The organism is Myxococcus sp. AB056 (assembly GCF_006547365.1).
Taxonomy (GTDB): Bacteria; Myxococcota; Myxococcia; order Myxococcales; family Myxococcaceae; genus Myxococcus; species Myxococcus virescens.
The window spans coordinates 1-24081 of record NZ_VHLB01000019.1; the positions used below are offsets into that span (position 1 = coordinate 1).

Genomic DNA, 24081 nt, shown 5'->3' on the forward strand with positions numbered 1-24081 from the left:
CCTTCATGGCGGCCCGCTGTTTCTTGCCCGGTGCGCCATCGCCACCTTGGCGACATGGGGGACCTCTTCCAGCTCTTCGCAGTCTCTGCCGTGGTGATGGGCGTGTCGCAGACGCTGTCCCGGGAGCGCATCTTCGCGCCGCTGCGCGCGCGGCTGGGGGGCAAGGACACGTGGCTGGGCTACCTGGTGTCGTGCCCCTATTGCGTGTCGCACTACGTGGCCTTCGTCCTGGTGCCGCTCACGGGGACGAACGTCATTCGAGTGACGGTGGGAGGCTGGCCGGGCTACGTGCTCAGTTGGGTGCTGTCCACGCTGCTCATCACGGTCATCTCGGCTTTCTTCCGGGTGGTGTTCTGGTTCGTGGATGAGACGCAGGGCCTGGTGAAGCGGCGCCAGCGGACGGAAGAGGAGGAGACGGCCACGCGGCGCCTCCATCGCGAGCAGGCGGAGCAGACGCTGAACCACCACGGCCCCGAAACGCATGAGCCCTCACCGCCCGTGCCGCATTGACGCGGCATGTCGCGTGCCCTCCGTATGGATTGACACGCGCGAGGTGGGAGGACGCAACTTCCCTCTGGAAGCTTGAGAAGATGGGGAGAACACCCGTCCCCCACCGGGCAGGAGGCCCTCGTGAGCCCCATCGACCGCAGCCGCAGCGCCGTCACCCCTCCGACTGTGAAGGCCCCCACGGCGGCTCCGAAGAACTCCCTGGTGGGCGGGGTGGTGGACGCCATCAAGGGCGGCATCGCCGACGTGCCCCGCTTCATCGAGATGGGCAAGGACGTCTTCCAGGCCGCGCATGTGAACGAGCTGAAGCGCATCTTCGGCGGGGATGCGAAGCCGGACCGGATGAATGACGGGAAGTTCGTGGGGGCCAGGGGGCAGACGTTTCCGCCCGGCACGCCGCTGAAGGACGTCCCGGGCGTGACACCGCTGGACAACCCGAACCCGTCGAAGACGATTCTCTACGTCAACGGCATCATGACGCCGACGTCGGGGCAGTTGAGTGAGATGCAGGCCATCGCGGAGACGGCGGACGCGAAGGTGGTGGGCATCCACAACGCGACGCAGGGCCTGGTGGCGGACCTGGCGCAGTGTGTGGCGGACAAGCTGGACAAGGGCCGCAACCCCGCGGTGGATACACTGGCGGACACGCTCTACAGCGAGTTGAAGGCGGGCCGTGAGGTACACCTCATGGGCTACAGCCAGGGCGGCCTGATTACCGCGCGGGCGCTGGATGACGTGGCGAAGCGGCTGCGCATCGAGGACGGCCTGTCCCAGGCGCAGGTGGAGAAGACGCTGGGCAAGCTGAGCGTGGAAACGTTTGGCGCGGCGTCCACGCGGTATGTGGATGGGCCCAGGTATGTGCACTACGTCAACAACGCGGACCCGGTGCCCACGCTCACGGGCCTGGGCGGGAGCATGGACCCGACGGCCTTCCTAAAGGACGCGGGCAAGGGCGCGGTGGTGCACCGGTTCACGGATGGGAATGCCAACCCCATCAGCAACCACATGCTGGATACGCTGTACATGAAGCACCGCGTGGACTTCGACCAGGCTCGGGCGGGGCGGTTCTAAGCGGGTTGTTGTGGCTACACCGGCGTGAACGTCACGCCGGTGGCCTGACTTCAGCGAGCCCGCTTGCTCCGTGGCGCACCCGGCGCGGACGTGGCGACGACGAACTGCCGGTACTGTCGCGGGCTCAACCCCGTCACCTGCTTGAACTGGCGCGACAGCGCGCTCTGGTCACAGAAACCCACCGCCAGGGCAATGGCGGCGATGGGCTGCGCATCCTCCACCAGCCGCTCCGCCGCCGCGTCGATGCGAGTCTTCATGATGAACTGCCCGGCTGACAGCTGGAAGATGCGCCGCATCCGCCGCTCGAACTGCGCCGCGGACATCCCCGCCTGCCGCGCCAGCGAGTCGATGCGCAGCCGCTCCCCATAGTTCGCCTGGATGTAGTCGATGGTCTCCGCGAAGCGCTCGTCCACCAGCCCCGCGCGCCCCGGCTCGTGCACGTCCTTGGACAGACACGCCAGCCCCATCACCTCGCCCGTGGCATCGAACAGCGGCACCTTGCTCGTCAGACACCAGCCCGGCTTGCGGTTGTTGAACAACGTCAGGTCCAGGTTGTCCACGAGCGCGCGCCCCGTCTGGAACACCTTCTCGTCCTGTCGCACGTAGCGGTCCGCCATGTGCTGGGGGAACAGCTCGTGCGCCGTGTGCCCCACCGCCGCCGCCTTGCTCTTCAGGCCACAGCGCTCCGCGCATGCCTCGCTCATGCACACGTAGCGCCCCCGGATGTCCTTCACCGAGAAGACGATGTCCGGCACCCGGTCGAACAGCTCCTCCGCGAACAGCGGATTCGCCACCCGCCCCATGAAGCCCATCCGCCAGTGCTCCAAGGTTTCACGCGTCTTGGTGGTTTCCATTCGTCCCCACATGGGAAAGACACAAGAATGTCACACGTGCTCATGAATACCTTGAACACCGCGTGAAACCCACGTCGGTGTCACTCGAAACGGACGACACCGTGCGGCAAGCCCCCCCAATCGAGGAGCACGAAGCCATGCGCAGTCCAATCGCTGATTGGTGTCGCTGTCACATCGTCCTCGCCATCTGTTGTCTCGCCCTGTTCGCACCCGGAGCGGATGCGCGCCCCGGAGGTCCTCTCCCGGCCGAGCCTGCTCAGCGCGTCCATGGACTGGAGCACGCGCACCAACGCATCCAGCCCGACGAGCGGCAGCCGGATGTCCCCCCGCAGCAACTGCGTCAGGCGCTCACCCCACCGGCACCGAAGCGCCTTCTGCTGGCGTGTGACGCGGCGGCCTTCGGGTCCGCCACCGGCACGGCGCTCGTCACGCTGGTGAAGGGCTCCACGACGGAGTGCATCAACACGCTGTTCAGCGTCACGGGCACGCTCGCCCGGCAGGTGTTCATCGAGAGCAAGATGGTCACCATCGCCAACGCGCTCACCACCAGCTCGCAAGGCTATGGGGGCAACAACAACGGCCAGACGCTCCAGCTCATCATGTTCCTGCGCGCGGGGTACTACGTGCAGTACTACGCCCCGGACGTCGTGGGCAGCTACGGCACGGCGCTGGCCAACGCCATCCGCCCGGCCCTGGCCGCCTTCGTGGCCAACAGCCACTTCCGGGATGTCAACGACGACCACGGCGCGGTGCTGCATGAGTTCGTCACGCTCATTGACAGCGCGGGGGAGAACGCGCGGCACCTGGGCACCTTCAAGGGCCTGCTGGACCGCTTCAACGACACCACCCTGGCCTTCTGGTACATGCGCAGCGCCACCAACAACGTCTTCGTCGGGCTGTTCCGCGGCCACTACAACGACGACTTCGTGGCGGCCGTGCAGCAGGACCCGTCCATCATCGACTCGCTGGACTCCTTCGGCCTGCGCACCGAGCACCTGCTGGGCACCGACAACCAGTACCTCTCCGTCAACGCGGCCCGCGAGCTGTCCCGCTTCCTCCAGTACCCGGGGACGCTGCAGACGAAGACGCGCCCCAAGGTGAAGGCGCTCATCACCAGCCACTCGATGATGGGCCCCACCGCGGGCGTCTGGGTGGGCGCTGCGGAGATGGCCGACTTCTACGACGGCGCCAACTGCGCGTACTACGGCATCTGCGACTTCCGGCGGACGCTGGAGCAGGCGGTGCTCCGCGTGACGCACAACTGCGGCGCCACGCTGCGCATGCGCGCCCAGGAGATGACGGCCACCCAGCTCGCGCAGAGCTGCGACCAGCTCGCCACGCAGGAGTCCTACTTCCACGACAAGCTGAAGACGGGCCGCCTGCCCGTCGCCAGTGACAACAACACGTCGCTGGAGATGGTCATCTTCGACAGCAGCCTGGACTACCAGACGTATGCCGGCGCGCTGTTCGGCATCGACACGAACAACGGCGGCATGTACCTGGAGGGAGACCCGGCGGCGTCCGGCAATCAGGCCCGCTTCATCGCCTACGAGGCGGAGTGGGTTCGGCCCGCGTTCGAAATCTGGAACCTGCGCCACGAGTACGTCCACTACCTGGATGGCCGCTTCAACATGAAGGGCGGCTTCGGCGACAGCATCAGCCAGCCCACCATCTGGTGGATTGAAGGGCTGGGGGAGTACGTCTCCAAGAAGGACGACAACGCGTCCGCGGTGGAGCTGGGCACCAGCAAGCGCTTCCAGCTCAGCCAGATTCTGCGCAACGACTACAACAGTGGCACCGAGCGCGTGTACTACTGGGGCTACCTCGCGGTGCGCTTCATGTTCGAGCGCCACCCGGCGCAGGTGGACACCTTCGTCGGCCAGTTCCGCGCGGGGAACTACACCGGGTATCGCACGTCGCTGGACAGCCTGGGTTCGGCGAACGACGCGGAGTTCCACGAGTGGATTGACTGCGTCTCCACCGCGGCCGACCCGAGCACCTGCGCGAATCCGGGCCCGGGCCCGGGGCCTGGCACCGGCACGCAGTGCACGGGCGCGGACACCCGGATGCTGGACAACGGCTGCTACCGGGGCCCGCTGGCCGGCAACGACATCCAGTACTTCTATCTCTGGGTGCCCGCCGGCGCGCGCAACCTGCGCTTCCAGATGAGCGGCGGCACGGGCAACGCGGACCTCTACGTCCGCGCCAACCAGTGGCCGTCAACGACGGCGTATGACTACCGGCCGTATCTGGCCGGCAACGACGAGGTGGTGGACATCTCCTCGCCGCTGACCGGTGTCTACTACTACGCCATGGTGAGGGCCCGTGCGGCGTTCGCGGGCGTGAAGCTGGAGGCCCGCTTCGACGCGGCGCCGTGACGCCCGGGGGGACTCCCGGGTGAAGACAGGGCACCTGGGAGTCACTCCTGCTTCAGGACCCCCTCCACCGTTCGCCACAGGTTCAGGGGATTCGCATCGCGCAGCTCCGGCGGGAGCAGCGCGTCCGGCACATCCTGGTAGCACACCGGCCGCACGAAGCGGCGGATGGCGCCCGTGCCCACGGCGGTGAAGCGGCCATCCGAGCTGGCCGGAAAGGGGCCGCCATGCACCATGGCCGGGCAGACCTCCACGCCCGTGGGGACACCATTCATCAGCACGCGCCCCACGCGGTCCGACAGCGTGGGGAGCAGCTCGGCGGCCAGCGCCGTGTCTCCCGCGTCCATCATCACCGTCGCGGTGAGCTGGCCTTCCAGGCTGGAGGCCACGCGCACCAGCTCCGCCGCGTCACGCGCCACCGTCAGCACCGCGCAGCTTCCGAACACCTCTTCCGTGAGTGCGCTCTCGGCGAGCACCACGCGGGCCTCCGCCTCGAACAGCGCGGCAGCGCCCAGCGCGGCCTTCGACTCACCCCGTGCACAGGTCCGCGTGTCCGTGCGAGCGGCGAGACGGCTCACGCCCTCGCGAAAGCGCTCGGCGGTGGCGGGCGTCAACATGGGCGCGGCCGAGGCGGCCCCCAGCTTCTCCGCGAGCCGCGCGCGGAAGGCCTCGTACCCCGGGCCCTCCACCGCCACGAGCAGGCCAGGCGAGGTGCAGAACTGGCCCGCGCCCTGGAGGATGGACGCGGCCAGCGCGTCCGCCATCGCCTGGGGGCGGGCGGCCAGCGCCTCCGGCAGGAGGAAGATGGGGTTGATGGAGCCCATCTCCGCGAAGACGGGAATGGGGACAGGCCGCGCGGCGGCCAGCGCCATCAGCGCGCGTCCTCCCCCACGCGAGCCCGTGAAGCCGACAGCGCGGATGGCGGGGTGACTCACGAGCGAGGCGCCCACCTCCGTGCCCGCGTCGAACAGGAGCGAGAACACGCCTTCGTGCAGCCCACACGCCGCCACGGCCGCGCGGATGGCCAGTCCCGCGCGCTCCGACGTCGCGGGGTGCGCGGGATGGGCCTTGGCGACGACGGGACAGCCCGCGGCCAGAGCGGACGCGGTGTCCCCTCCGGCGACGGAGAACGCGAGCGGGAAGTTGCTCGCGCCGAACACGGCCACCGGCCCCACGGGGCGGAGCAGGGAGCGCAGGTCCGGACGCGGCAAGGGACGGCGTTCGGGCAGGGCCCGGTCGATGCGCGCATCCACCCAACTGCCTTCCGCCAGCAGCCGGGCATACTGACGGAACTGTCCGGCCGCGCGGCCCAGCTCTCCCTGGATGCGCGCGGGGGGAAGTCCAGTCTCCTTTGGCGTCACGGCGAGGAAGTCCGCCTCCGCTGCGAGGAGCGCCTCGGCGACGTGCTCCAGGAACACGGCGCGCTGACGCGAGGACAGCGCCGCGAGCGTGGGGGCGGCCTGCTCCGCGAGCACGCAGGCCCGCTCCACCTCCTGGGGCCGCGCGCCGTGGAAGCGAGGCTCGAGCGCCACGCCCTCCGCGGGATTCCAGCCGGTGAACGTCGGCCCACCGGGCTCGCCGCGTTCGGCGCCAATCAAGGACAGTCCCATCCAGCTCATTCGGCGACCTCACTCCGGGAGGGGCCCATTGCCCCTCCAGCTTCGCTACAGGACACTTCGCGACGGGGCACTACAACGCGGGCCGGTTCGCCAGGGCCTCGCGCAGCACGCGCAGGCACTCCTCGCGCTCGGTACCCGCCAGCTCCAGCCGAGGCCCACGCACCCGCTCGTGGCCCCAGCCGACTTCCTGCTGGACCAGCTTGATGAGCTGGATGAACTTGGTGACGGTGTCCAGGCGCAAGAGCGGCAGGAACCAGCGGTACAGCTCGAACGCGGCCTGCTTCTTTCCGGCGAGAGCCAGCTCGAGCAGTCGCACGGACTCGGCGGGGAACGCATTGACCAGCCCCGCCACCCAGAAGCGCGCGCCCGCGTCCACGCCCTCGACGAGGCAGTCGTCCACGCCCACGCCCACGGCCAGCCGGTCTCCCAGGAGGGCGCGAATGGCGGTGACGCGACGGGCGTCGGTGGAGGACTCCTTCACGGCGACCGCGTTGTCGTGCTCGGCGGCCAGCTCTGCGAGATGGGCGGGGGTGAAGTCCGTCTTGTAGGCGACCGGGTTGTTGTAGAGCAGGCACGGCAGCTTCGTGGCGCGCAGGACGGCGGAGATGTGGGCCTTCATCTCGCGCCAGTCGCTGGAATAGACATAGGGCGGCAACACCATCAGCCCGGCGCAGCCCGCCTCCTCGGCGGCGCGAGCCAGCCGCACGGCCTCCGCCGTGGACAGGGCGGCGATGCCCGGGATGACGGGCGCCTTCACCGCATCCACGCACGTGCGCATCACCGCGGCCTTCTCCTCCTGGCTCAGCGTCGCGCCCTCGCCCAGTGAGCCGCAGGGGATGATGCCGGTGCAGCCCTGCGACACCAGCCAGCGCACGTGTGAGCGCACCACGCCGTGGTCGACGGACAAGTCCGTGTTGAAGGGGGTGGTGATGGCGGGGAGGACACCAGTCCAGAGGTTCATGACTCTCTCGTGTGGGTAGAGGAAACGTCCGAAGGAAGGCGCAGGCTGCCGATGCGCGCGGGAAGACACGGTGGGCGCACGTCCTCGCCCGACCAGCCGAAGAGGGTTTGCGCCGCCGTGCCGCAGGTGCGGCCCTGACAGGCGCCCATGCCCAGCCGGGCGTACAGCCGGGCCTCGCGCAGGTTCTGACAGCCCTCCAGCGCGGACAGGGGTACGTCCTCGCAGCGGCACAGCAGCGTGTCCGGCGTGGCCACTCGTCGCAGCTCCGCGCGTGGCGCGTCATGCCGCGCGAGCTGGGCGGCGAACGCGCGGACGCGATGCCAGGTGCGCTCCAGCTCGACGGGGATGGGTTGCTCCGCTGCGACGAGTCCGGCCAGCTCTCCGGTGACGAGCGCCTGGTCTACGCCGCCGATGCCGAGCAGCTCGCCCACGGCGTGGACCTTGGGGACGCGCGTCTCCAGACGCTCGTTCACGACCACCGCGCCGGCCGAGGTCTCACAGCCCAGCAGCCGGGCCACTTCCAGATTGGGCACGAGCCCGTAGGCCGCGCCCAGGTAGTCGCACCGCAACTGTTCCTCGCGACCGCGCACGGCCAGGCGGACCGACTCCACCCGGCCCTCGCCTTCGGCGGCGATGACCCAGGCGTCCGTGGACGTGGGCACGCGGATGAGTGCCGCGGACATCAAGGCGCCTTGGAGCAGCTTCGCCGGGTGCCGCCAGAGCTGGAGGGCGAAGCCCCAGTGGCTCGCGGCGGAGGCCTGCTCGGCGATGTAGAGGACCTCGCCACCGTGGGCGTGAATCGTCGCGGCGGCGGCGAGCAACAGCGGGCCCGTGCCGGCGAGCACCACGCGCTTGGCGCGAATGGGGAGGCCATCCTTGACGAGCACCTGGAGGCCGCTGACGCCCAGCACGCCCGGCAGTGTCCAACCGGGGAACGGGAGGAAGCGCTCGCGTGCGCCGGTGGCGAGCACTGCGCGGCCGTAGCGCACCGCGAACGAGGAGGCGCCCTCTTCGACCAGGAGCACTCCCGGCTCGGGCGCGGCGACGACGCGGGCGCCTGGACGGAAGCGAGCGCCCGACGCGGCGAAGCGGGTGAGCCACCGACGCGCGAGGCGATTCGCGCCCTTTCGGGCCTCGCCTCTCCAGACCTGACCACCGGGCTCAGGCTGGGTGTCGAGGACGAGCACATCCAGCCCCGCCTCGGCCGCACGGCAAGCGGCGGCGAGTCCGCCAGGGCCGGCGCCGACGACCACGAGGTCACAGGCCTCACGCATCGGTCACCACCTCCTGGTCCTCATGGCACGGTGTCAGACACATGAGGACCTCGGGCACACCATCGATGGTGGCTCGGCACTCGAAGCAGACACCCATTCCGCAGAGCGGCCCGCGGGGGCGCCCGCTCAAGTCGGCGCGACTGACGAAGCTGTCCGTCATCGCCAGCGCAGCCGCGACCGACGTTCCCACCGGCACTGTGACAGCACGTCCGTTGATGCGCAGGGTGACGCGCGTGGTGGCCTTCGACGCGGGCTCACGCATGAGCGACCTCCCGAGCGGACACCGTCAGGAAGCGCGCGGGTGAATACGGACGCGCATCGATGGCGCTGGTGCGCCCGAGCATCTGGTCCGCCACCAGTCGCGCGCTGCCCGTGGCGGTGGTGATGCCGAGCCCCTCATGGCCACAGGCCAGCCAGAGCCACGGCTTCTCCGGATGAGGCCCCAGCAAGGGGAGACCATCGGGTGTCGCCGGACGCAGCCCTGTCCAGACGCGCAGGGCCTGCAAGCCATCGAGCCCCGGAAGGAACGTGGCCGCGCGCTTCAGCATGCGCTCCAGGAGCGCCGCGTCCACCTCGCGCGTCGCATCGCTCGGCTGTCGCGACGAGCCCAGCAAGAGCTGCCCCGTGACACGCGGCTGGGCATTGAACGCCACGGAAGCGCCGTCCGTGCCGTGCGCGCTCTTGAGGTAGCCCAACTCCACCAGTTGGTGATGCACCACGGGCGCCCCGCGCCGGGTGATGAGCAGGTGTCCCTTGCGCGGAGAGATGGGCAGCTCAGGGCAGAGCGCGGGACTGGCCACGCCCGCCGCGAGCACGATGTGCCGTGCCGTCAGCACCTCCCCATGGGAGAGCACGACACTTCCCGGGCGCAGCTCCCGAACCGGACTCCCCGTCATCAGCCGCGCACCCCGAGCCTGGGCACGCAGCGCGAAGGTCCGCGCGGCGAGCGGCGGATACAGCACGGCATCATCCACGACACGCAGCGCCCCCACGAGTCCTGGAGCAAGCGCGGGCTCGGCCTCATGGAGCGCCGCGCTGTCGAGCACCTCGGTACGGACACCCGCGGCGCGGTAGTTGGCCACCTTCGCGGAGACAGCGGCCATCTCCTCGTCATCGGCGGCGAGCCAGAGGGTGCCACACGCGTCGTACTCCACCGCGCGAGGCAGCCCATCCGCGAGTTCACGCCACAGCGACACGGACCACGACGTCAGCGCGAGCTCCGCCGCGTTGTCATCCATGGCCACCAGGTGGCCCATGCCGCACGCCGTCGTCCCCGCACCGATGGACCGCGCCTCGACGAGCGCCACCGACACGCCGTCGGCGCTGAGCACGTCCGCGAGCGCCGCGCCGACGATGCCTCCGCCGACGATGACGCAGTCGAAGGCGCTCATCCGATGCCCCAGGCAAAGGGGTCCGTCGGGTCCACCAGCAACGTGGCCTCCGCGTTGACGGACGCGGTGCCGGTGATGGTGGGCAGGATGCGCGCACCGTCACGGACGTAGCGCGCCTCGAAGCGACTGCCGAGGATGCTCTCCTGCACCCACGTCGCGCCTTCCGCGAGCACACCCTCCGCGGCCAGACACGCGACCTTCGCGCTCGTCCCGGTGCCACAGGGCGAGCGGTCATAGGCCAGCCCTGGACAGAGCACGAAGTTGCGAGCATCCACCCCCGGCGTCGGAGAGGGGGCGTACAGCTCGACGTGGTCGATCTCCGCGCCACCCTCCCCGGTGATGCCCTGGTCCGAGAGCGCCTGCTTGATGGCGGAGGTGTACGCCAGGAGCGCGGGAGTCCGTGACAGCTCTAGCGGCAGGTGTGTGGCGCGGGAGAGGAAGAACCAGTTGCCGCCCCAGGCGATGTCGCCGCGCACCTCGCCCTGTCCCGGCACGGACACCGCCACGTCATGCGCCCACCGGTAGCTCGGCACATTGGCGATGCTGACGCGCCCATCCGGGTGCAGCGTGGCCTTCACCACGCCAACGGGAGTCTCCAGTGAGTGGACGCCAGGACCGATGCGCCCCAGGTACTCCAGCGTCTTCACCACGCCGATGGTCCCGTGGCCGCACATCCCGAGATAGCCGACGTTGTTGAAGAAGATGATGCCGGCGACGCTCGACGCACTGGCAGGCGGACACAGCAGCGCGCCCACCATGACGTCGGACCCACGGGGCTCGCAGACGATGGCCTTGCGAAAGGCGTCGAATTTCTCGCGGAAGCGCTCGCGCAGGCTCGCCAGGTCGCCCGCTCCCAGCTCCGGGCCTCCGTCCGTCACCACGCGCGTGGGCTCTCCCCCGGTATGACTGTCGATGACACGAATGCGCCGCATGCGAGCCGCTCCCGCTACCTGGGCCTCTCATGCGCCACCCTAGGAGTCCCGGGGTGCTATTTCTTGAGAGATTCGGCCGCACTCGCGAGGCAATCACGCAAATGCGGCAGCGAGCAGTCACCCTCGGGGAGGTGCCAATGGTCGGGGCTCACCACAGGCCCTGCTGGCGCAGCAGCTCCGCCAGCGGGTGCGCGCCCAGTCCGTGCGCGTCGAAGAGTTGGCCCGCGACCTCGTGTGTGGGGTTCTTCCACGCGATGCGCTCCGGCCTGTCCTCGCGCGTGTTGCCACACAGCAGGAGCGACGCTCTCAGTGCCTCGGCGGACGGAAACAGCGTGTGCTCGAAGAGGAGCGGATTCTGGCTGGTGAGAAATACCTGCCGTGCCCCCAGCTCCCGCATGCTCGCTTCCACCCAGCGCGGATGCAGCCCATTGCCCAGCTCGTCCGCGATGGCGAAGTCCTCGTTCACGTCCAGGTAATAGAGCAGTGACAGCAGCCGCTTCTGCCCGAAGCCCAACGCCTCGTGCGTCAGCACCCGGCCATCGCGCCGCGTGAACTCGAAGCCAAAGCCCCCAAAGCCCACGCGCCCGCCGTTCTCGAACGACCGCTTCTCCAGCACCTCCACGCGGAAGCGGCCCGCCTCAAAGCCCGCCAGCGCCACGAACTTCGCCAGGAAGCTGCCTTCGCGCGCGTCGTGCGTCAGCTCCAGCACGTCCGTAACGGATGGCTGCTCCATCTGCTCACGCAGCCACCCCGGCATCCACGTGGGCAGCGCCATCAACCCCAGCGGGAACACTTCGCCGTCCCGGACCTCCATGGCATAGCGGATGGCGCCGATGCGTTCGAACATCCCCAGCGCTTCATCGAAGCGCTGGGGCGCCAGCAGGAACGTGCGGCGCAGCAGCTCCTTGAGCCGCTCCTTCATCCCCGCGTCGATGTACTGCGCCGTCATGAACAGCAGGGTCCACACCGACCGGTCCAGCAGCGACCAGTGCATGCTCCGCGACCACACGGCCTCGCCGTCCACCTTGCAGTCCATGCCCGCCGCGTCCCCACGCATCACCAGCCTGGCCGACGGCGAATGGAGCTGCACGTCCACTTCGATGCGCGGGTGCAGCGAGGAGTCCAGCGCGGGCGTGCGCAGCGGCATCAGCGCGGAGCCCTTTCTCGGCGGTGCCTCCGTGTCCGGCGCCGGCGCGTTCTCCTCGTTCCGGACGAAGACGTGCAGCTTCATGCCCGGAAACGCCAGGTCGTACTCCAGCGCGAACGGCTCGTGGATGAGGCCGGAGAAGTCCGAGCCGAGCACCGTGGAGATGAGCTCCAGCAGCGTCGTCCTGCCGGTGCCGTTCTCCCCCAGCACCAGATTGCACGACGGGCTGAACACCAGCGAGGTGCCAGGGACGACGTTCCGGTAGTGATGGACCTCGAGCCGCGTGAGCTTCATGGGCCTCCTCGGCGCGCAGCATGGCCAGTGTGGGCGCGCGGGGGAACCGCGCAATGTCACGGAATGTCCACCTCCTTTCGTGTGTAGTGGGCGCCCGAGCCCCTCCCTGGCAGGTCGCCGCATGACGCGGTGCAGGCCAAGGTGGAACGTGAGGTGGAGCGAGACCTCGTCTATACACTCCGCCGGCTCTGCGACCCCTCCGGGTCGGAAAGGACGAAGTGAGGACGATGAAGAACCAGCTTCTCAGCTGTATGGCCTCCGCGCTCATGACCCTGTCGGCGATGCCCGCGCTGGCTCAGCTCAAACTGCCGGCCGCCAGCCCCGCGGCGAAGGTGACGCAGGAGGTGGGCGTCTCCGAGATTTCCGTCGAATATTCCAGCCCCGCGGTGAAGGGCCGGAAGGTCTGGGGCGAGCTGGTCCCCAACGACAAGGCCTGGCGCAGCGGCGCCAACTCGGCGACGAAGATTACCTTCAGCCACCCTGTCACCTTCGGTGGCAAGGCGGTTCCGGCGGGCTCCTACGCCATCGTCAGCCTGCCCTCGCAGAAGGGTTGGAAGGTGATGCTGAACACGGACCTGGGCCTGTGGCGGGGCGGCGCGCCCTACGACACCTCCAAGGATGTGGCCTCGGTGAGCGCCACCACCACGGAGATTCCGTCGCGTGAGCGCCTGACGTACCTCTTCACCGACACCACGGACAACAGCACGCGGCTGGACCTGGAGTGGGAGAAGCTGCGCGTCTCCGTCCCCATCACGGTGGACACGGCGGCCATCGCGAAGGCCAACATCGCGGAGGCGCAGAAGGGCATTGCCGGCATGCACGTGAGCGCCGCCTCCTACGTGGCGGAGACCACCAAGGACTACGCCGCCGCGCTGAAGCACGCCGACGCGGCCGTGGCCGCCAACGGCACTTGGTACAACCACTGGGTTCGCGCGGGCGTCCTGTCGCAGATGGGCAAGTACAGCGAGGCCCGCAAGGCCGCGCAGACCGCGTGGGACCTGGGGCAGAAGGACAAGAACTTCTTCTACCGTGACCAGGTCTCCAAGGCGCTGGCGGAGTGGAAGAACAAGAAGTAGCCAGCCGCTCCTCGGGGCTCCTCAGCGACGGAGGGGCCCCGTCAGGAGCCGGCGGTAGAGCGCCTCGTAGCGGTCGATGGCGGGTTCCTTCTGGAAGCGTTCCAGGACCTGTGCCCGCGCGCGGTGTGAGAAGCCCTGCCAGCGCTCCGCGTCCTCGACCAATGTGAGCACGTGCCGGGCCATGGCCGGGACGTCACCCAGCGGCGCCAGGAAGCCCGTCTCCCCATGCGTGACGAGCTCCGGGATTCCGCCCAGGTCGCTGGCCACCACGGGAATGCCGCAGCTGAGCGCTTCCAGCGCGGCGAGCCCGAAGCTCTCCTGCTCGCTGGGGAGCAGGAAGACGTCGGAGGCGGCGACCAGCTCCTCGAAGCGGTCCTGCTTGCCGAGGAACGCGACGCGGCCCTCCAGGCCCATCTCCCGCAGCATCCGCTCCGCGGGCGAGCGCTCCGGACCGTCTCCCACCATCACCAAGCGGCAGGGACGGTGGCGGTGGACCTCGGTGAAGATGGCGACCACGTCGGTGATGCGCTTCACCGGCCGGAAGTTGGAGACGTGGATGAGCACCGGCTCGTGGTCACGCAGGGCCGGGAAGAGCGCGCGCAGGCAGGCGCGGTCTCGCACCGGGGCATAGCGGGCGGTGTCCACGAAGTTGGTGATGACGTCGATGGGGACACTCTCGGGAATGTCGAAGCCCCGCCACGTCGCGCGGCGCAGGTAGGCCGACGGCACCGTCACCGCGTCGCTTCGCGTGATGGAGAAGCGCGTAATCGGCAGGTAGCTGGGGTCGATTCCCACCAGCGTGGTGTCCGTCCCGTGCAGCGTGGTGACGACTCGCGGCGCCTTGTGGCCCAGCACCTCGCGCGCCATCCACGCGGCGGTGGCGTGGGGCACCGCGTAGTGGACGTGCAGGATGTCCAGGCGCTCGTAGTTGGCGACCTCGATCATCTTGGAGGCCAGCGCGATGGGATAGGTGCCGGACTGCTGGAGCGCCGGGTAGTCGCTCTCCGTCACCTCGTGGAAGACGACCTTCCGGTTCGCGCCATGGAGGCGTACCGGAAGGTCCCGAGCGATGAAGTGGACGCGGTGGCCCCGGTCCGCCATCGCGAGGCCAATCTCCGTGGCGACCATGCCGCTGCCACCGAAGGTTGGAAAGCAGGTGATGGCCACGTTGAGCGGGGCGTTCATGTGCGTGACGGGAAGAACAGGGGCTTGGCGAAGCTATTCCTGCGAAAATGGTCGAGCGGGTCGGCCAGTCCCAACGCCTCGCGGAGGATGTAGGGCTCGCCGTGGGTGACGCCAATCTGCGCGCCATGGAAGCGATCCCTGGCTTCCAGCGAGGACACCGACAGCGGTGAGCCCACCAGCGTGGGCGGCGCGTCCGGACGGGGCAGCACCTGGCTGGCATAGCAGTGCACCGCGGCCAGCTTGCGCTCGTAGACGGCGGAGACGTCGACGATGACGCTGGGCTCGGCCAAGTGCCGCATCGGGTAGTAGAGGACCTGCCGCGGCGTGAAGGGCTCCGCGGCGGGCTCCGCGTCGAACTTGCGCACGCCTGCGAAGAAGAGGGCGCGCGTCACCAGCGCACTGGCGGCCTCGTGGTCCGGGTGGCGCTCCTGTTCCCAGGGCACGATGACCAGCTCCGGACGCAGGCGGCGCAGCGCTTCCACCACGCGGGCCACGGCGGCGGTGCGGGCGCGCTCGGGCTCGGGCGTGTCGAAGCCCGCCCACGGATTGAGCCAGCCGTCGGGCAGCTCCAGGTTCTCCCGGTGGGCCAGCCCCAGCGCGCGGGTGGCGGCTTCCGTCTCCTCCGCGCGGGACTGGAGCGTGCCGCGCGAGCTCTTCTCGCCGCGCGTCAGGTCGACGATGCCGGTGCGGTAGCCACGGGCGGCCATGCTCGCCAGCAGCCCGCCGCAGAACAGCTCCACGTCATCCGGGTGGGGGCCAAAGGCGAGGACGTCGATGCCGTACGCGGTGCCGTTCGCGCTCATGGCGTCAGGTCCTTCGAGTCACCGGAGAAGGGGACACACGCGTCCAGCACCCCCTTCGTGAACGCACGCATCCCGATGCGGCAGGCGAAGTAGGGCAGCCCGAGGATTCGCTCCTGGGGCGCGTCCTCCGGGAAGAGGAAGGTGCGCAGGCGGTCCACCTGTTCGGCCGCGGTGGCATCACGCCGGGCGAGCGCGCGGCGGTAGCGGCCCGTCAGCCGGGACACCGCGACACGCACCGTGCCCTGGGTGCGGCGCAGCGCGTCCTGGAGGTTCGTGTCCACCGCCGACACCTGCCCGGCGACGCGCTCCAGCTCGGAGGAGAATGCGCCGAAGAGGCGGGCCTCCAGGGCTTCGGGTGTCTCCAGCGACTCCGGGGCATCACGCGTGGCCAGCCGCGTGAGCAGCGCGTCGCGCGGCACGTTCACCTCATCCGGCTGGAGCCCCACCTTGCCCAGCCACCGTCGCGTGCGGTCATCGAGCACGCGGAAGCGGGCCCGGGGAATGGCGAGCGGCATCGGGCGTCCCGCGTGGGCGTAGAGCGGTGCCAGTTGCGCGAAGTAGGCCAGCTCGCCCGGGCCGCCGACATACGCGGCCGTGGGGAGCCAGGTGTCCTGGAGGAGGGGGCGCAGCAGCGCGGACGTGGTGAAGCGCAGCGGCTCTCGCTCCAGGGCGGCATGCAGCGCGTCCTGGGTGATGGCGCTGCTGTCCGGGTGACCCACCAGGCTCCAGGCGCCCGCTTGCGCCGGGTCCAGCCGGTAGCGCGGGCCATCGAGCGCATCGGGTGAGAAGAAGCTGAGCGGCGAGCCCGGACGGACATGGACCTGCACCGTGTAGCCCGCGCGGGTGAGCGCCTCCGCTCGGGCCGCGAGCACCGAGGAGAGTGCCCCCGCTTCCTGGAGGGCGAAGCGGTGCACGGGCGCGGCGAGTGGCGCCAGTCGTGCGTCTCTCGGGTCGATGAAGACGAGTCCCTCGTCGGCGAAGAGGGAGGACAGGACGTCGGTGAAGGCTCCCGCGAGCGTGGCTTCAGGGCGGTAGGCCCGCTCCAGCAGGGAGAGGAATTCCTCCGCATGGGGTTCTGCTTCCAGCTCGGCGCGGAGGGTGGCCAGGGCGGGGAGGACGCTCGGTCCAAGGTGGCGGTGGGCGATGGGCGCTCGAGACGTTGCTGCATCCGGAAGCTCGAGCGCCAGGCGACATGGCCCTCCGCCCGGACGTGGGATGACACAGTGGTCAATCTCCGGGAGGTCGTGGTCCTCCGTCTGGAGCCAGAAGACGGGAACACAGGCCCGTCCGGTTTCTTCCTGAAGCGCGCGCGCCGTGACGATGGCGGACGCGGCTTTGTAGAGCGTGTACAGCGGCCCCAGGAAGAGGCCCATCTGCTGCCCCGTCACCACCGCCACGGTGCCAGGCTTCGCGAGCAGCGCGAGGTTGCGCTCCCGCGCGGGACTGGGCGCGAGGCGCGCGTTCTGCGCACCGAGGACGTCCAGCAACGCGGGCGACACCGCGCGCGACGCGGCGGCGGCCACGGCCCGGGCGCGTGCTTCACGGTGTCGATAGTCGTCGGGAAGGAAGGAGAGCGCGGACGCATCTCCGCGAAGCCACGCGGTCGAGAACGGGGACGTCACGGCATGCCGTGATAACAGGTCGCGGCGGGCGCGCCACCGGAAGTGCACGCTTGCACGTCATGTGCGGCCGTGACGGCGTGTGTCATCCCGGGGCGAACGCGAGCCGCGCGCAGGGGAGAGGCTTGTTATAGGGTCCGCCCGAATGCGGAACCTGCTCCTCGGAATGACGCTGGCCATGAGCCTTGGAATCGGGTCGAAGGCGGTGGCGCAGCCTCCTCGGCAGCTCCATGCGGGTGAAATCGCGGCGGGCCTGAAGCGGCTCGGTGTGACGGGCAGTGTCCTCTATGTCGCGGCCCACCCGGACGACGAGAACACGCGCTTGCTCGCCTGGCTGGTGGGAGAGCGCGGCCTGCGCGCGGGTTACCTGTCCGTGACGCGCGGCGATGGTGGGCAGAACCTCATCGGCACCGAGCAGGACGCCTTGTTGGGGCTCATCCGCACGCACGAGCTGCTCGCCGCGCGGAGCGTGGACGGCGCGGAGCAGTTCTTCACGCGGGCGCGGGACTTCGGCTACTCGAAGAGCGCGGAAGAGGCGCTGCGCATCTGGGGACATGAAGAGGTGCTGGCGGACGTGGTGCTCGCCATCCGCCGCTTCCAGCCAGACGTCATCATCACCCGCTTCACCACGGAGCCGCCGAACCACGGCCACCACACGGCCTCCGCGCTGCTCGCGGCGGAAGCCTTCACCGCCGCCGCCGACCCGAAGCGCTTCCCCGAGCAGCTCTCCGAGGTGAAGCCGTGGAAGGCGGACCGCCTGCTGCAGAACGCCTCCCCATGGTGGTTCAAGCCCGATGAGGACCTGTCCCGCTACGTGAAGCTGGAGGTGGGCGGCTACGACGCGTTGCTCGGGCGTTCGTGGGGCGAGGTGGCCGCGGAGAGCCGCAGCCAGCACAAGAGCCAGGGCTTCGGTCAGGCCGTGGACCGAGGCCCCAGCACGGAGTACTTCACGCCGCTGGCGGGGACGCTGCCGAAGCGCGACGTGTTCGAGGGGCTCGACTTCTCCTGGAGGCGTTGGAAGGGCTCCGAGGCCGTGTCCCGCGCGGTGGCCGCCGCGACGAAGGCGTTCGATGCGCGCGCTCCGCACCGCTCCCTTCCCTCGCTCGTCCGCGTCCACGAGGCGCTGACCGCGCTGCCGGACACCCATCCGTGGAAGGCGCCCAAGCTGCGGGAGACGGAGGCGCTCATCGCCGCCTGCGCGGGTCTGTTCCTGGAGGTGCGTGCCGCCGCACCCACGGGCATCCCGGGGCTGCCGGTGGCGTTGGACGTGGTGGCGCTGAACCGCTCGCCCGCCGCCGTCGAGTGGGTGGGGCTGACGCTGCCGGGCGAGAAACCCGAGGCCGTGGGGAAGGCGCTGGGGGCGAACGTGCCCGTGAAGCTGTCGCGCACGGTGACGCTGCCGACGACGGCGCCCATCTCCACGCCCTACTGGCTCCGCGAGCCCGTCACCGGAGGGCTCTATACGCTCGAGGGCGAGGACCGCGCGCTCACCGGCCAGCCAGAGGGCGTTCCCGCGCTGTCGGTGGGGTTCGAATACAAGGTCGCGGGCCGGCGCTTCCGCGCGGTGCGTCCGGTGGTCTACGTCTGGACGGACCCGGTGCGCGGCGAGCTCTACCGTGACTTCGAGGTCGTCCCGCCCGTCACCGCCACGCTGGCGCAGGACGTGCTCATGTTCCCCAACGGCGGGTCCCGTGCCGTGCCGGTGGTGCTGGCCGCGGGGGTGGACCAGGTGCCGGGCACGGTGCGGATGGTGGCGCCGCCCGGCTGGCGCGTGGAGCCCGCATCGGTCGAGTTCAAGCTCGCGGCGCGCGGAGACGAGCGCACCATCACCTTCCAGGTGACGCCGCCCCAGGGCTCGGCGCGGAAGGGTGACCTCTTCGTGGATGTCGACGTGGGGGACCGCGCCTGGTCCTGGCGCGCCCGCTCCGTGTCCTATCCCCACATCCCGCCGCTGACGGTGCGCCAGCCCTCCACGGCCACGGTGGTGCCGTTCTCCCTGGCCACGAAGGGCAAGCGCATCGGCTACATCCCCGGGCCGGGCGACCGCGTCGCGGAGAGCCTGCGCGCGGTGGGCTACGAGGTGACGCTGCTCCCCGAGGAGCGGCTGGCCCAGGAGAAGCTGGAGCGCTTCGACGCCATCCTCGTGGGCGTGCGCGCCTTCAACGCCAACACGCACCTGACCGTCCACCGGGAGCGGCTGCTCCAGTACGTGGAAGGCGGCGGGCGGCTGGTGGTGCAGTACAACACCAACAGCCGCGTGGGGCCGCTCACGTCCTTCGTAGGCCCCTATCCGCTGGAGATTGGCCGCGACCGGGTGACGGATGAGACGGCGGTGATGACGCCGCTCCGCGCCGATGAGCCGCTGCTGCGCGGGCCCAATGCGCTGACAGCCGCGGACTTCGAGGGCTGGGTGCAGGAGCGCGGCCTCTACTTCGCGTCGTCATGGGACGCTCGCTACCAGCCCGTGTTCGCCATGCACGATGCTGGCGAGGCGCCGCTCCAGGGCGCGCTGCTGGTCGCCCGCCATGGCAAGGGCACGTTCGTCTACACGGGCCTCGCTTTCTTCCGTCAGCTTCCCGCCGGCGTTCCCGGCGCCTACCGCCTGTTGGCCAACATCCTTTCTCAATGAGCACTGCCCCCCATCTGAGTCCGAGTGAGCCTTCCGCCGAGGTCCCCGCGCCCCGGCCCGAGCTCGATGATGCGCCGCCGCTGCTGGGCTCGTGGCGCAACATCTACATCCTGGTGCTGGGCACCTTCATCCTGTTCCTCGCCTTGGGCTGGGTGCTCACGGAGGTGTATTCGTGACGGGGCTCGACTGGATGGTGCTCGGTGGCACCATCGCGTTCATCGTGGCGTGGGGCCTCTGGAAGTCTCGAGGGACGGCTACCAGCGATGAGTACCTGCGCGGCGGCCGCGAGCTGAAGTGGCCCACCATCGGCCTGGCGGTGATGGCCACACAGGCCAGCGCCATCACGTTCCTCTCCGTCCCCGGGCAGGCCTACGAGGACGGGATGCGCTTCGTGCAGTTCTACTTCGGACTGCCGATCGCGATGATCATCATCAGCGCGGTCTTCGTGCCCATCTACTACCGGCTGAATGTCATCACGGCCTATGAGTACCTGGAGTCACGCTTCGACCTGAAGACGCGGCTGTTGGGCGCCTTCCTCTTCCTCATCCAGCGAGGACTCGCGGCTGGCATCACCATCTACGCGCCCGCCATCATCCTCTCCGCCATTCTCGGCTGGCCGCTGGAGCCCACCGTCATCGTCATGGGCGCGGTGGTCATCCTCTACACGGTGACGGGCGGGGCCAAGGCGGTGAGCCAGACGCAGAAGCAGCAGATGGTGGTGATGATGGGCGGCATGGTGGTGGCCGCCATCGTCATCGTCTGGCGACTGCCGGAGCACGTGTCGTTCGGCAAGGCGGTGGACGTCGCGGGTGCCTTCGGCCGGATGAACGTGGTCAGCTTCGACTTCGACATGCAGGACCGCTACAACTTCTGGTCCGGCATCACCGGAGGGTTGTTCCTGTCCCTGTCGTACTTCGGCACGGACCAGTCGCAGGTGGGCCGCTATCTCTCCGGCCGCTCCATCTCCGAGAGCCGGCTGGGGCTGCTCTTCAACGGCGTGCTGAAAATCCCGATGCAGTTCCTCATCCTCTTCGTCGGGATTCTCGTCTTCGCCTTCTACCAGTTCAACACGCCGCCGCTGCTCTTCAACGAGGCGCTGCGCACCCGCGTGCAGGGCACGGCGCAGGCGGCCGAGTACGCCGCGCTGGAGTCGAAGTGGGAGCAGGTCCAGTCCGGCAAGCGCGCGGAGGTGGAGCGCTACCTGTCGGCCGTCGATTCAGGCGACGTGGCGGCCGGGGATGCGTCGCGGGCGCTGCTGCAGGGCCGTGCGCAGGAGGCGAGCGCCCTCCGCAAGGAGGCCAAGGACCTGGTGGCTCGCGCGCTGCCGGGTGCGGAGACGAAGGACTCCGACTACATCTTCATCTCCTTCGTGAAGCGCTGGCTGCCCAGCGGCCTGTTCGGCCTGCTCATCGCCGTCATCCTGTCCGCGGCCATGAGCTCCATCGCCAGCGAGCTGACGGCCCTGGGCACGACGACGACGGTGGACTTCTACCGGCGGGTCTTCCAGCGCAACGCTTCCGACCGGCACGTGCTGGTGGCGTCGAAGCTGTTCACCGTGTTCTGGGGCGTCGTCGCGGTGGGCTTCGCCACCTTCGCGTCGCTCTTGGACAACCTCATCCAGGCGGTGAACATCCTGGGCTCCATCTTCTACGGCACGGTGCTGGGCATCTTCCTGGTGGCCTTCTTCGTGAAACACGTGCGCGGCCATGCCGTGTTCGCGGCGGCCGTCATCTCCCAGGCGACGGTGATTGCCCTCTTCTTCCTCTCCGACGTGGGCTACCTCTGGTTCAACGTCATCGGCTGTGCGCTGGTGGTGGCGCTGAGCCTGGTGATGCAGGCCGTCCTGCCGCGCGGCGAGACGCCGGCCCCGGCGCCGGGGGCCTGAGTCCGCGGCATCCAGGGCGGTGAAGGCCGGGAGGCGTCCGTGAAGGGGCGCCGGCCCGGCCTTGAAGTATGCTCGCCCCGGAGAGGGACGGACATGTCTGACGGGAAGAGGCGGCCCGGTCGCCCGGGGCGTTCCGAGGAGCCACGCATCGCCCCGGAAGAGGACGAGGACGCGACGCGGGACATTCCGCTCTTCACGCGCCCGGAGGAAACGCGCATGGAGCCCGTGGAGCCTCGCTTCGAGGAAACGCGCATGGGCCCCGTGGAGTCCTTCTCCCACGAGGAGGACCTGCCTCCCTTGGATCCTCCCGCGCTGGAGACGCGGATGGGGCCCGTCCCGGACGCGAGGCCCGTCCGGGCGGGGCGCTCACGCGGCGCCGCCAGAAGCGCGCGGACCGAGCCTCCAGCGTCGCCTGTCGAGGTCCACACGGAGGTCATGCCTCCGAAACCTTCCAGGCCGCGCGGAGGCCCGGAGGCGAAGGCCCCGGGCGCCCCCGAGAAGCGCGCCAGTCCGCCCAAGGCCAGTGCGTCCCCCGCCAGCGTGGGCGTGGTGCGGCTGAGCCCGCTGGAGCCCCTGGGCGCGAAGGTGGTGGCCGCGGAAGAGGCTCCCGCGCTGCGGACGATGTTCGCGAACCACTCGGCGCTGCTGGCCGAGCAGCTCCGCGACGCGCTGTCGACGAAGATGTATGGCCGCGGCCCTCACCGGGTGTTGCGCATCGACGAGCCGGAAGGGCCCAGCACCGCGGGCGGGAAGCTGGCGCGGCAGGCCATCTCCCTGGTGCCTCGCAAGGGCGCGGGGACCTCGCTGACGTGTGGCTGGGTGGACGTGTCCAAGCGCGAGGCCCAGCTCCGCAACTTCGAGGCGGTGGCGAAGCGGTACGAGCTTCACCACGGCGAGCCGCTGGAGATGCAGGCCGAGGAGTACGAGCGCTTCCTCACCGACGTGGAGGCCGTGCTCACCCAGGCCGTCATCAAGGTCCGCGTCATCGTCCCCGAGGAAGCGGGCGCGGTGCGCGTCGCGAGCCCTTCCGCCTCCGCGAAGGGCGTCCCGCCCGTCTGGGCGGGACTGCTGGCCGTGCTGGCCTTCGTGCTGGGCCTGCTCGCGGGGCGGATGGGCTCAGGCGGCTGAGCTACGCCGGGGGCGGGGCCTCACGCTCCCAGTGGCGGCGGGCGATGGATTCGGCGAAGAGCGGGCCGAAGCCCTTCGTCTCCACCTTCGCGCTGCGGACGATGCCGCGCGTGGCGTCCAGGCCCTTGCTTGGCGGTGCCTCCAGGTCGCGCACGCCCGCGGCGTCCAGCAGGGTGTTGGCGTCCGCGGAGAGCGCCAGCGCCTTGCAGTGCACGTAGGCCTCGCGCACGAAGTCCACCGCCAGCGGCACGCGCCGCAGGGCCGCGACGCTCTGCTCTCCACCGGGCACGTAGACGGCGTCGTACATGACGGAGGACGCCGTGGAGAAGGTCAGCAGGCGCCGCGGATGCCGGCCTTCAGCGAGTTGTCCGTGTCCGAGATGGGAATGCCCTGGTCCGTGGTGAGGACCTTCCCCACCGCATGCATCCGGTGGGGTTCGAGGCTTTCGCTCTTGAGCGTGGTGGGCCGGGTCTTCGCCGAGGGCTTGCGCAGTTTCATGGGAGCCTGTCGCCAACGAGAGAGGTGAAGGCGCCGTCTACGCTGGCCGCGTCCACCCTGAGGCCATGCGGCTTGGGGGGACGTCGGCGAGTCGGCACTCGCGCGCGTGGCAGTGTCCACCACCGCGCGCTCGGACCTCGTGGCGTCAGGCGTGCATCACGGCACGGCGGGCGCGGCCACGGCGGGAGCACCTTCCCCGGCCGGAACAGCAGCAGCGGCGGCCTCGGCCTCCGCGCGAGCCTTCTCCTCCGCTACGCGCGCGGCCTCGGCCTCCGCGCGCTTCTTCGCGTCGGCCACGGCGACGTCCTTCATGGTCGCCAGGCCCTTCTCGAAGTCCTTCCCAATCATGGCCTCCATGTCCATGAACAGGCTCATCGCCTTGCTCACGAAGTTGTTCTCGCCGGACATGGCCCAGGCGACCTGGGTGCCGCCCTCGGCGGCGCTGAAGGTGAAGGTGGTGGTGTTGGTGGCGGCGAAGGGCTTGATGAACTCGAGCTTGATGGTGACCTGCTCGTTGGCCTTGCTGTCGGTGATGGTCATCCGGCCCTCACCGACCTGGTCGTTGCCCACCCAGGTGTAGCCCGCGCCCGTGCCTGACTCCGGGCCGGAGTAGGTGCGCTTCTGTTGCGGGTCCAGCCCGTCCCAGGGGGACCAATCCGTCCAGCGACGGAAGTCACTCACCAGCGCGAAGGCGATGTCCGCGGACACGGGGAGCACCGCGGTGCGCTGATAGGTGAACGTGTCGGGACGGGTGACGACGAAGCCGACGAACAGCAGGATGACGGCGGCGAGGCCGACGAGAATCTTCTTGAGCATGGGGAGTGGGTCCTCAG

At 69.7% G+C, this 24081-nt stretch carries 22 protein-coding genes; 8 read left to right on the plus strand and 14 right to left on the minus strand.

What is annotated here, in order from left to right:
• Positions 1–54: 54 nt before the first annotated feature.
• Together FMP39_RS11180 and FMP39_RS11185 are read left to right on the plus strand one after the other, a co-directional pair.
• Entirely contained in the window at positions 55–510 is a 456-nt protein-coding gene (locus FMP39_RS11180; protein WP_141589905.1) for a hypothetical protein, read from the plus strand.
• 72 nt (positions 511–582) lie between these two features.
• On the plus strand, positions 583–1578 hold the full coding sequence (locus tag FMP39_RS11185; RefSeq protein ID WP_141589906.1) for a hypothetical protein: 996 nt from the start codon (positions 583–585) through the stop codon (positions 1576–1578).
• 50 nt (positions 1579–1628) lie between these two features.
• Here the strand turns inward: FMP39_RS11185 and FMP39_RS11190 are convergent, their stop codons facing one another.
• Complete coding sequence (locus FMP39_RS11190; RefSeq protein ID WP_228557879.1) at positions 1629–2432, minus strand: AraC family transcriptional regulator; 804 nt, start codon at positions 2430–2432, stop codon at positions 1629–1631.
• Between the two features lie 137 nt (positions 2433–2569).
• Here FMP39_RS11190 and FMP39_RS11195 point away from each other — a divergent pair, with 137 nt between their 5' ends.
• The gene (locus FMP39_RS11195; RefSeq protein WP_141589908.1) at positions 2570–4810 is read left to right on the plus strand and encodes a M9 family metallopeptidase; all 2241 of its coding nucleotides are present in this window, start codon (positions 2570–2572) and stop codon (positions 4808–4810) included.
• Between the two features lie 41 nt (positions 4811–4851).
• On the opposite strand, the gene FMP39_RS11200 is transcribed toward FMP39_RS11195, so the two are convergent.
• The 7 genes from FMP39_RS11200 to FMP39_RS11230 form a co-directional block, all read right to left on the minus strand.
• Entirely contained in the window at positions 4852–6426 is a 1575-nt protein-coding gene (locus FMP39_RS11200; RefSeq protein WP_141589909.1) for an aldehyde dehydrogenase (NADP(+)), read from the minus strand.
• A gap of 70 nt (positions 6427–6496) precedes the next feature.
• Entirely contained in the window at positions 6497–7387 is an 891-nt protein-coding gene (locus tag FMP39_RS11205; RefSeq protein ID WP_141589910.1) for a dihydrodipicolinate synthase family protein, read from the minus strand.
• A complete protein-coding gene (locus FMP39_RS11210; protein WP_141589911.1) occupies positions 7384–8661 on the minus strand; it encodes an FAD/NAD(P)-binding oxidoreductase in 1278 nt (425 codons plus the stop codon). The genes FMP39_RS11205 and FMP39_RS11210 overlap by 4 nt, the downstream gene beginning before the upstream one ends.
• A complete protein-coding gene (locus tag FMP39_RS11215) occupies positions 8654–8923 on the minus strand; it encodes a (2Fe-2S)-binding protein (RefSeq protein WP_141589912.1) in 270 nt (89 codons plus the stop codon). The genes FMP39_RS11210 and FMP39_RS11215 overlap by 8 nt, the downstream gene beginning before the upstream one ends.
• Positions 8916–10052 carry an FAD-binding oxidoreductase gene (locus FMP39_RS11220; protein ID WP_141589913.1) on the minus strand — a complete coding sequence of 379 codons (1137 nt, stop codon included), beginning with the start codon at positions 10050–10052 and terminating at the stop codon, positions 8916–8918. The genes FMP39_RS11215 and FMP39_RS11220 overlap by 8 nt, the downstream gene beginning before the upstream one ends.
• Positions 10049–10984, minus strand: coding sequence for a proline racemase family protein (locus FMP39_RS11225; protein WP_141589914.1), 936 nt, complete (start codon positions 10982–10984; stop codon positions 10049–10051). The genes FMP39_RS11220 and FMP39_RS11225 overlap by 4 nt, the downstream gene beginning before the upstream one ends.
• Positions 10985–11132: 148 nt before the next feature.
• Positions 11133–12425 carry an AAA family ATPase gene (locus tag FMP39_RS11230; RefSeq protein ID WP_194858354.1) on the minus strand — a complete coding sequence of 431 codons (1293 nt, stop codon included), beginning with the start codon at positions 12423–12425 and terminating at the stop codon, positions 11133–11135.
• A 251-nt stretch (positions 12426–12676) separates the two neighbouring features.
• On the opposite strand from FMP39_RS11230, the gene FMP39_RS11235 reads away from it, so the two are divergent.
• Entirely contained in the window at positions 12677–13501 is an 825-nt protein-coding gene (locus FMP39_RS11235) for a DUF2911 domain-containing protein (protein WP_228557880.1), read from the plus strand.
• Between the two features lie 21 nt (positions 13502–13522).
• On the opposite strand, the gene bshA is transcribed toward FMP39_RS11235, so the two are convergent.
• The 3 genes from bshA to bshC are packed head-to-tail and all read right to left on the minus strand — an operon-like array spanning position 13523 to position 17159.
• Positions 13523–14686 (minus strand): N-acetyl-alpha-D-glucosaminyl L-malate synthase BshA, encoded by a 1164-nt coding sequence (gene bshA, locus FMP39_RS11240; RefSeq protein ID WP_141589917.1) that lies wholly within the window; start codon positions 14684–14686, stop codon positions 13523–13525.
• Positions 14683–15489 (minus strand): bacillithiol biosynthesis deacetylase BshB1, encoded by an 807-nt coding sequence (bshB1, locus tag FMP39_RS11245; protein ID WP_141589918.1) that lies wholly within the window; start codon positions 15487–15489, stop codon positions 14683–14685. The genes bshA and bshB1 overlap by 4 nt, the downstream gene beginning before the upstream one ends.
• Entirely contained in the window at positions 15486–17159 is a 1674-nt protein-coding gene (gene bshC, locus FMP39_RS11250) for a bacillithiol biosynthesis cysteine-adding enzyme BshC (protein ID WP_194858355.1), read from the minus strand. Before bshC ends, bshB1 begins: the two co-directional genes overlap by 4 nt.
• A 94-nt stretch (positions 17160–17253) precedes the next feature.
• Between bshC and FMP39_RS11255 the strand changes: the two genes are divergently transcribed.
• The 4 genes from FMP39_RS11255 to FMP39_RS11270 all read left to right on the plus strand — a co-directional run bounded on the left by FMP39_RS11255 (position 17254) and on the right by FMP39_RS11270 (position 22750).
• Entirely contained in the window at positions 17254–19737 is a 2484-nt protein-coding gene (locus tag FMP39_RS11255; RefSeq protein WP_141589920.1) for a PIG-L family deacetylase, read from the plus strand.
• Entirely contained in the window at positions 19734–19913 is a 180-nt protein-coding gene (locus FMP39_RS11260; protein ID WP_141589921.1) for a hypothetical protein, read from the plus strand. The genes FMP39_RS11255 and FMP39_RS11260 overlap by 4 nt, the downstream gene beginning before the upstream one ends.
• On the plus strand, positions 19910–21622 hold the full coding sequence (locus tag FMP39_RS11265) for a sodium:solute symporter (RefSeq protein ID WP_141589922.1): 1713 nt from the start codon (positions 19910–19912) through the stop codon (positions 21620–21622). The genes FMP39_RS11260 and FMP39_RS11265 overlap by 4 nt, the downstream gene beginning before the upstream one ends.
• A gap of 93 nt (positions 21623–21715) precedes the next feature.
• Positions 21716–22750 (plus strand): hypothetical protein, encoded by a 1035-nt coding sequence (locus FMP39_RS11270; protein ID WP_141589923.1) that lies wholly within the window; start codon positions 21716–21718, stop codon positions 22748–22750.
• A 1-nt stretch (position 22751) separates the two neighbouring features.
• Here FMP39_RS11270 and FMP39_RS11275 read toward each other — a convergent pair whose 3' ends face one another.
• The 3 genes from FMP39_RS11275 to FMP39_RS11280 all read right to left on the minus strand — a co-directional run bounded on the left by FMP39_RS11275 (position 22752) and on the right by FMP39_RS11280 (position 24064).
• Complete coding sequence (locus FMP39_RS11275) at positions 22752–23087, minus strand: hypothetical protein (RefSeq protein ID WP_228557900.1); 336 nt, start codon at positions 23085–23087, stop codon at positions 22752–22754.
• On the minus strand, positions 23081–23248 hold the full coding sequence (locus FMP39_RS37400; protein WP_194858361.1) for a hypothetical protein: 168 nt from the start codon (positions 23246–23248) through the stop codon (positions 23081–23083). Before FMP39_RS37400 ends, FMP39_RS11275 begins: the two co-directional genes overlap by 7 nt.
• Before the next feature lie 156 nt (positions 23249–23404).
• A complete protein-coding gene (locus FMP39_RS11280; protein WP_141589924.1) occupies positions 23405–24064 on the minus strand; it encodes an SRPBCC family protein in 660 nt (219 codons plus the stop codon).
• Positions 24065–24081: the final 17 nt, after the last annotated feature.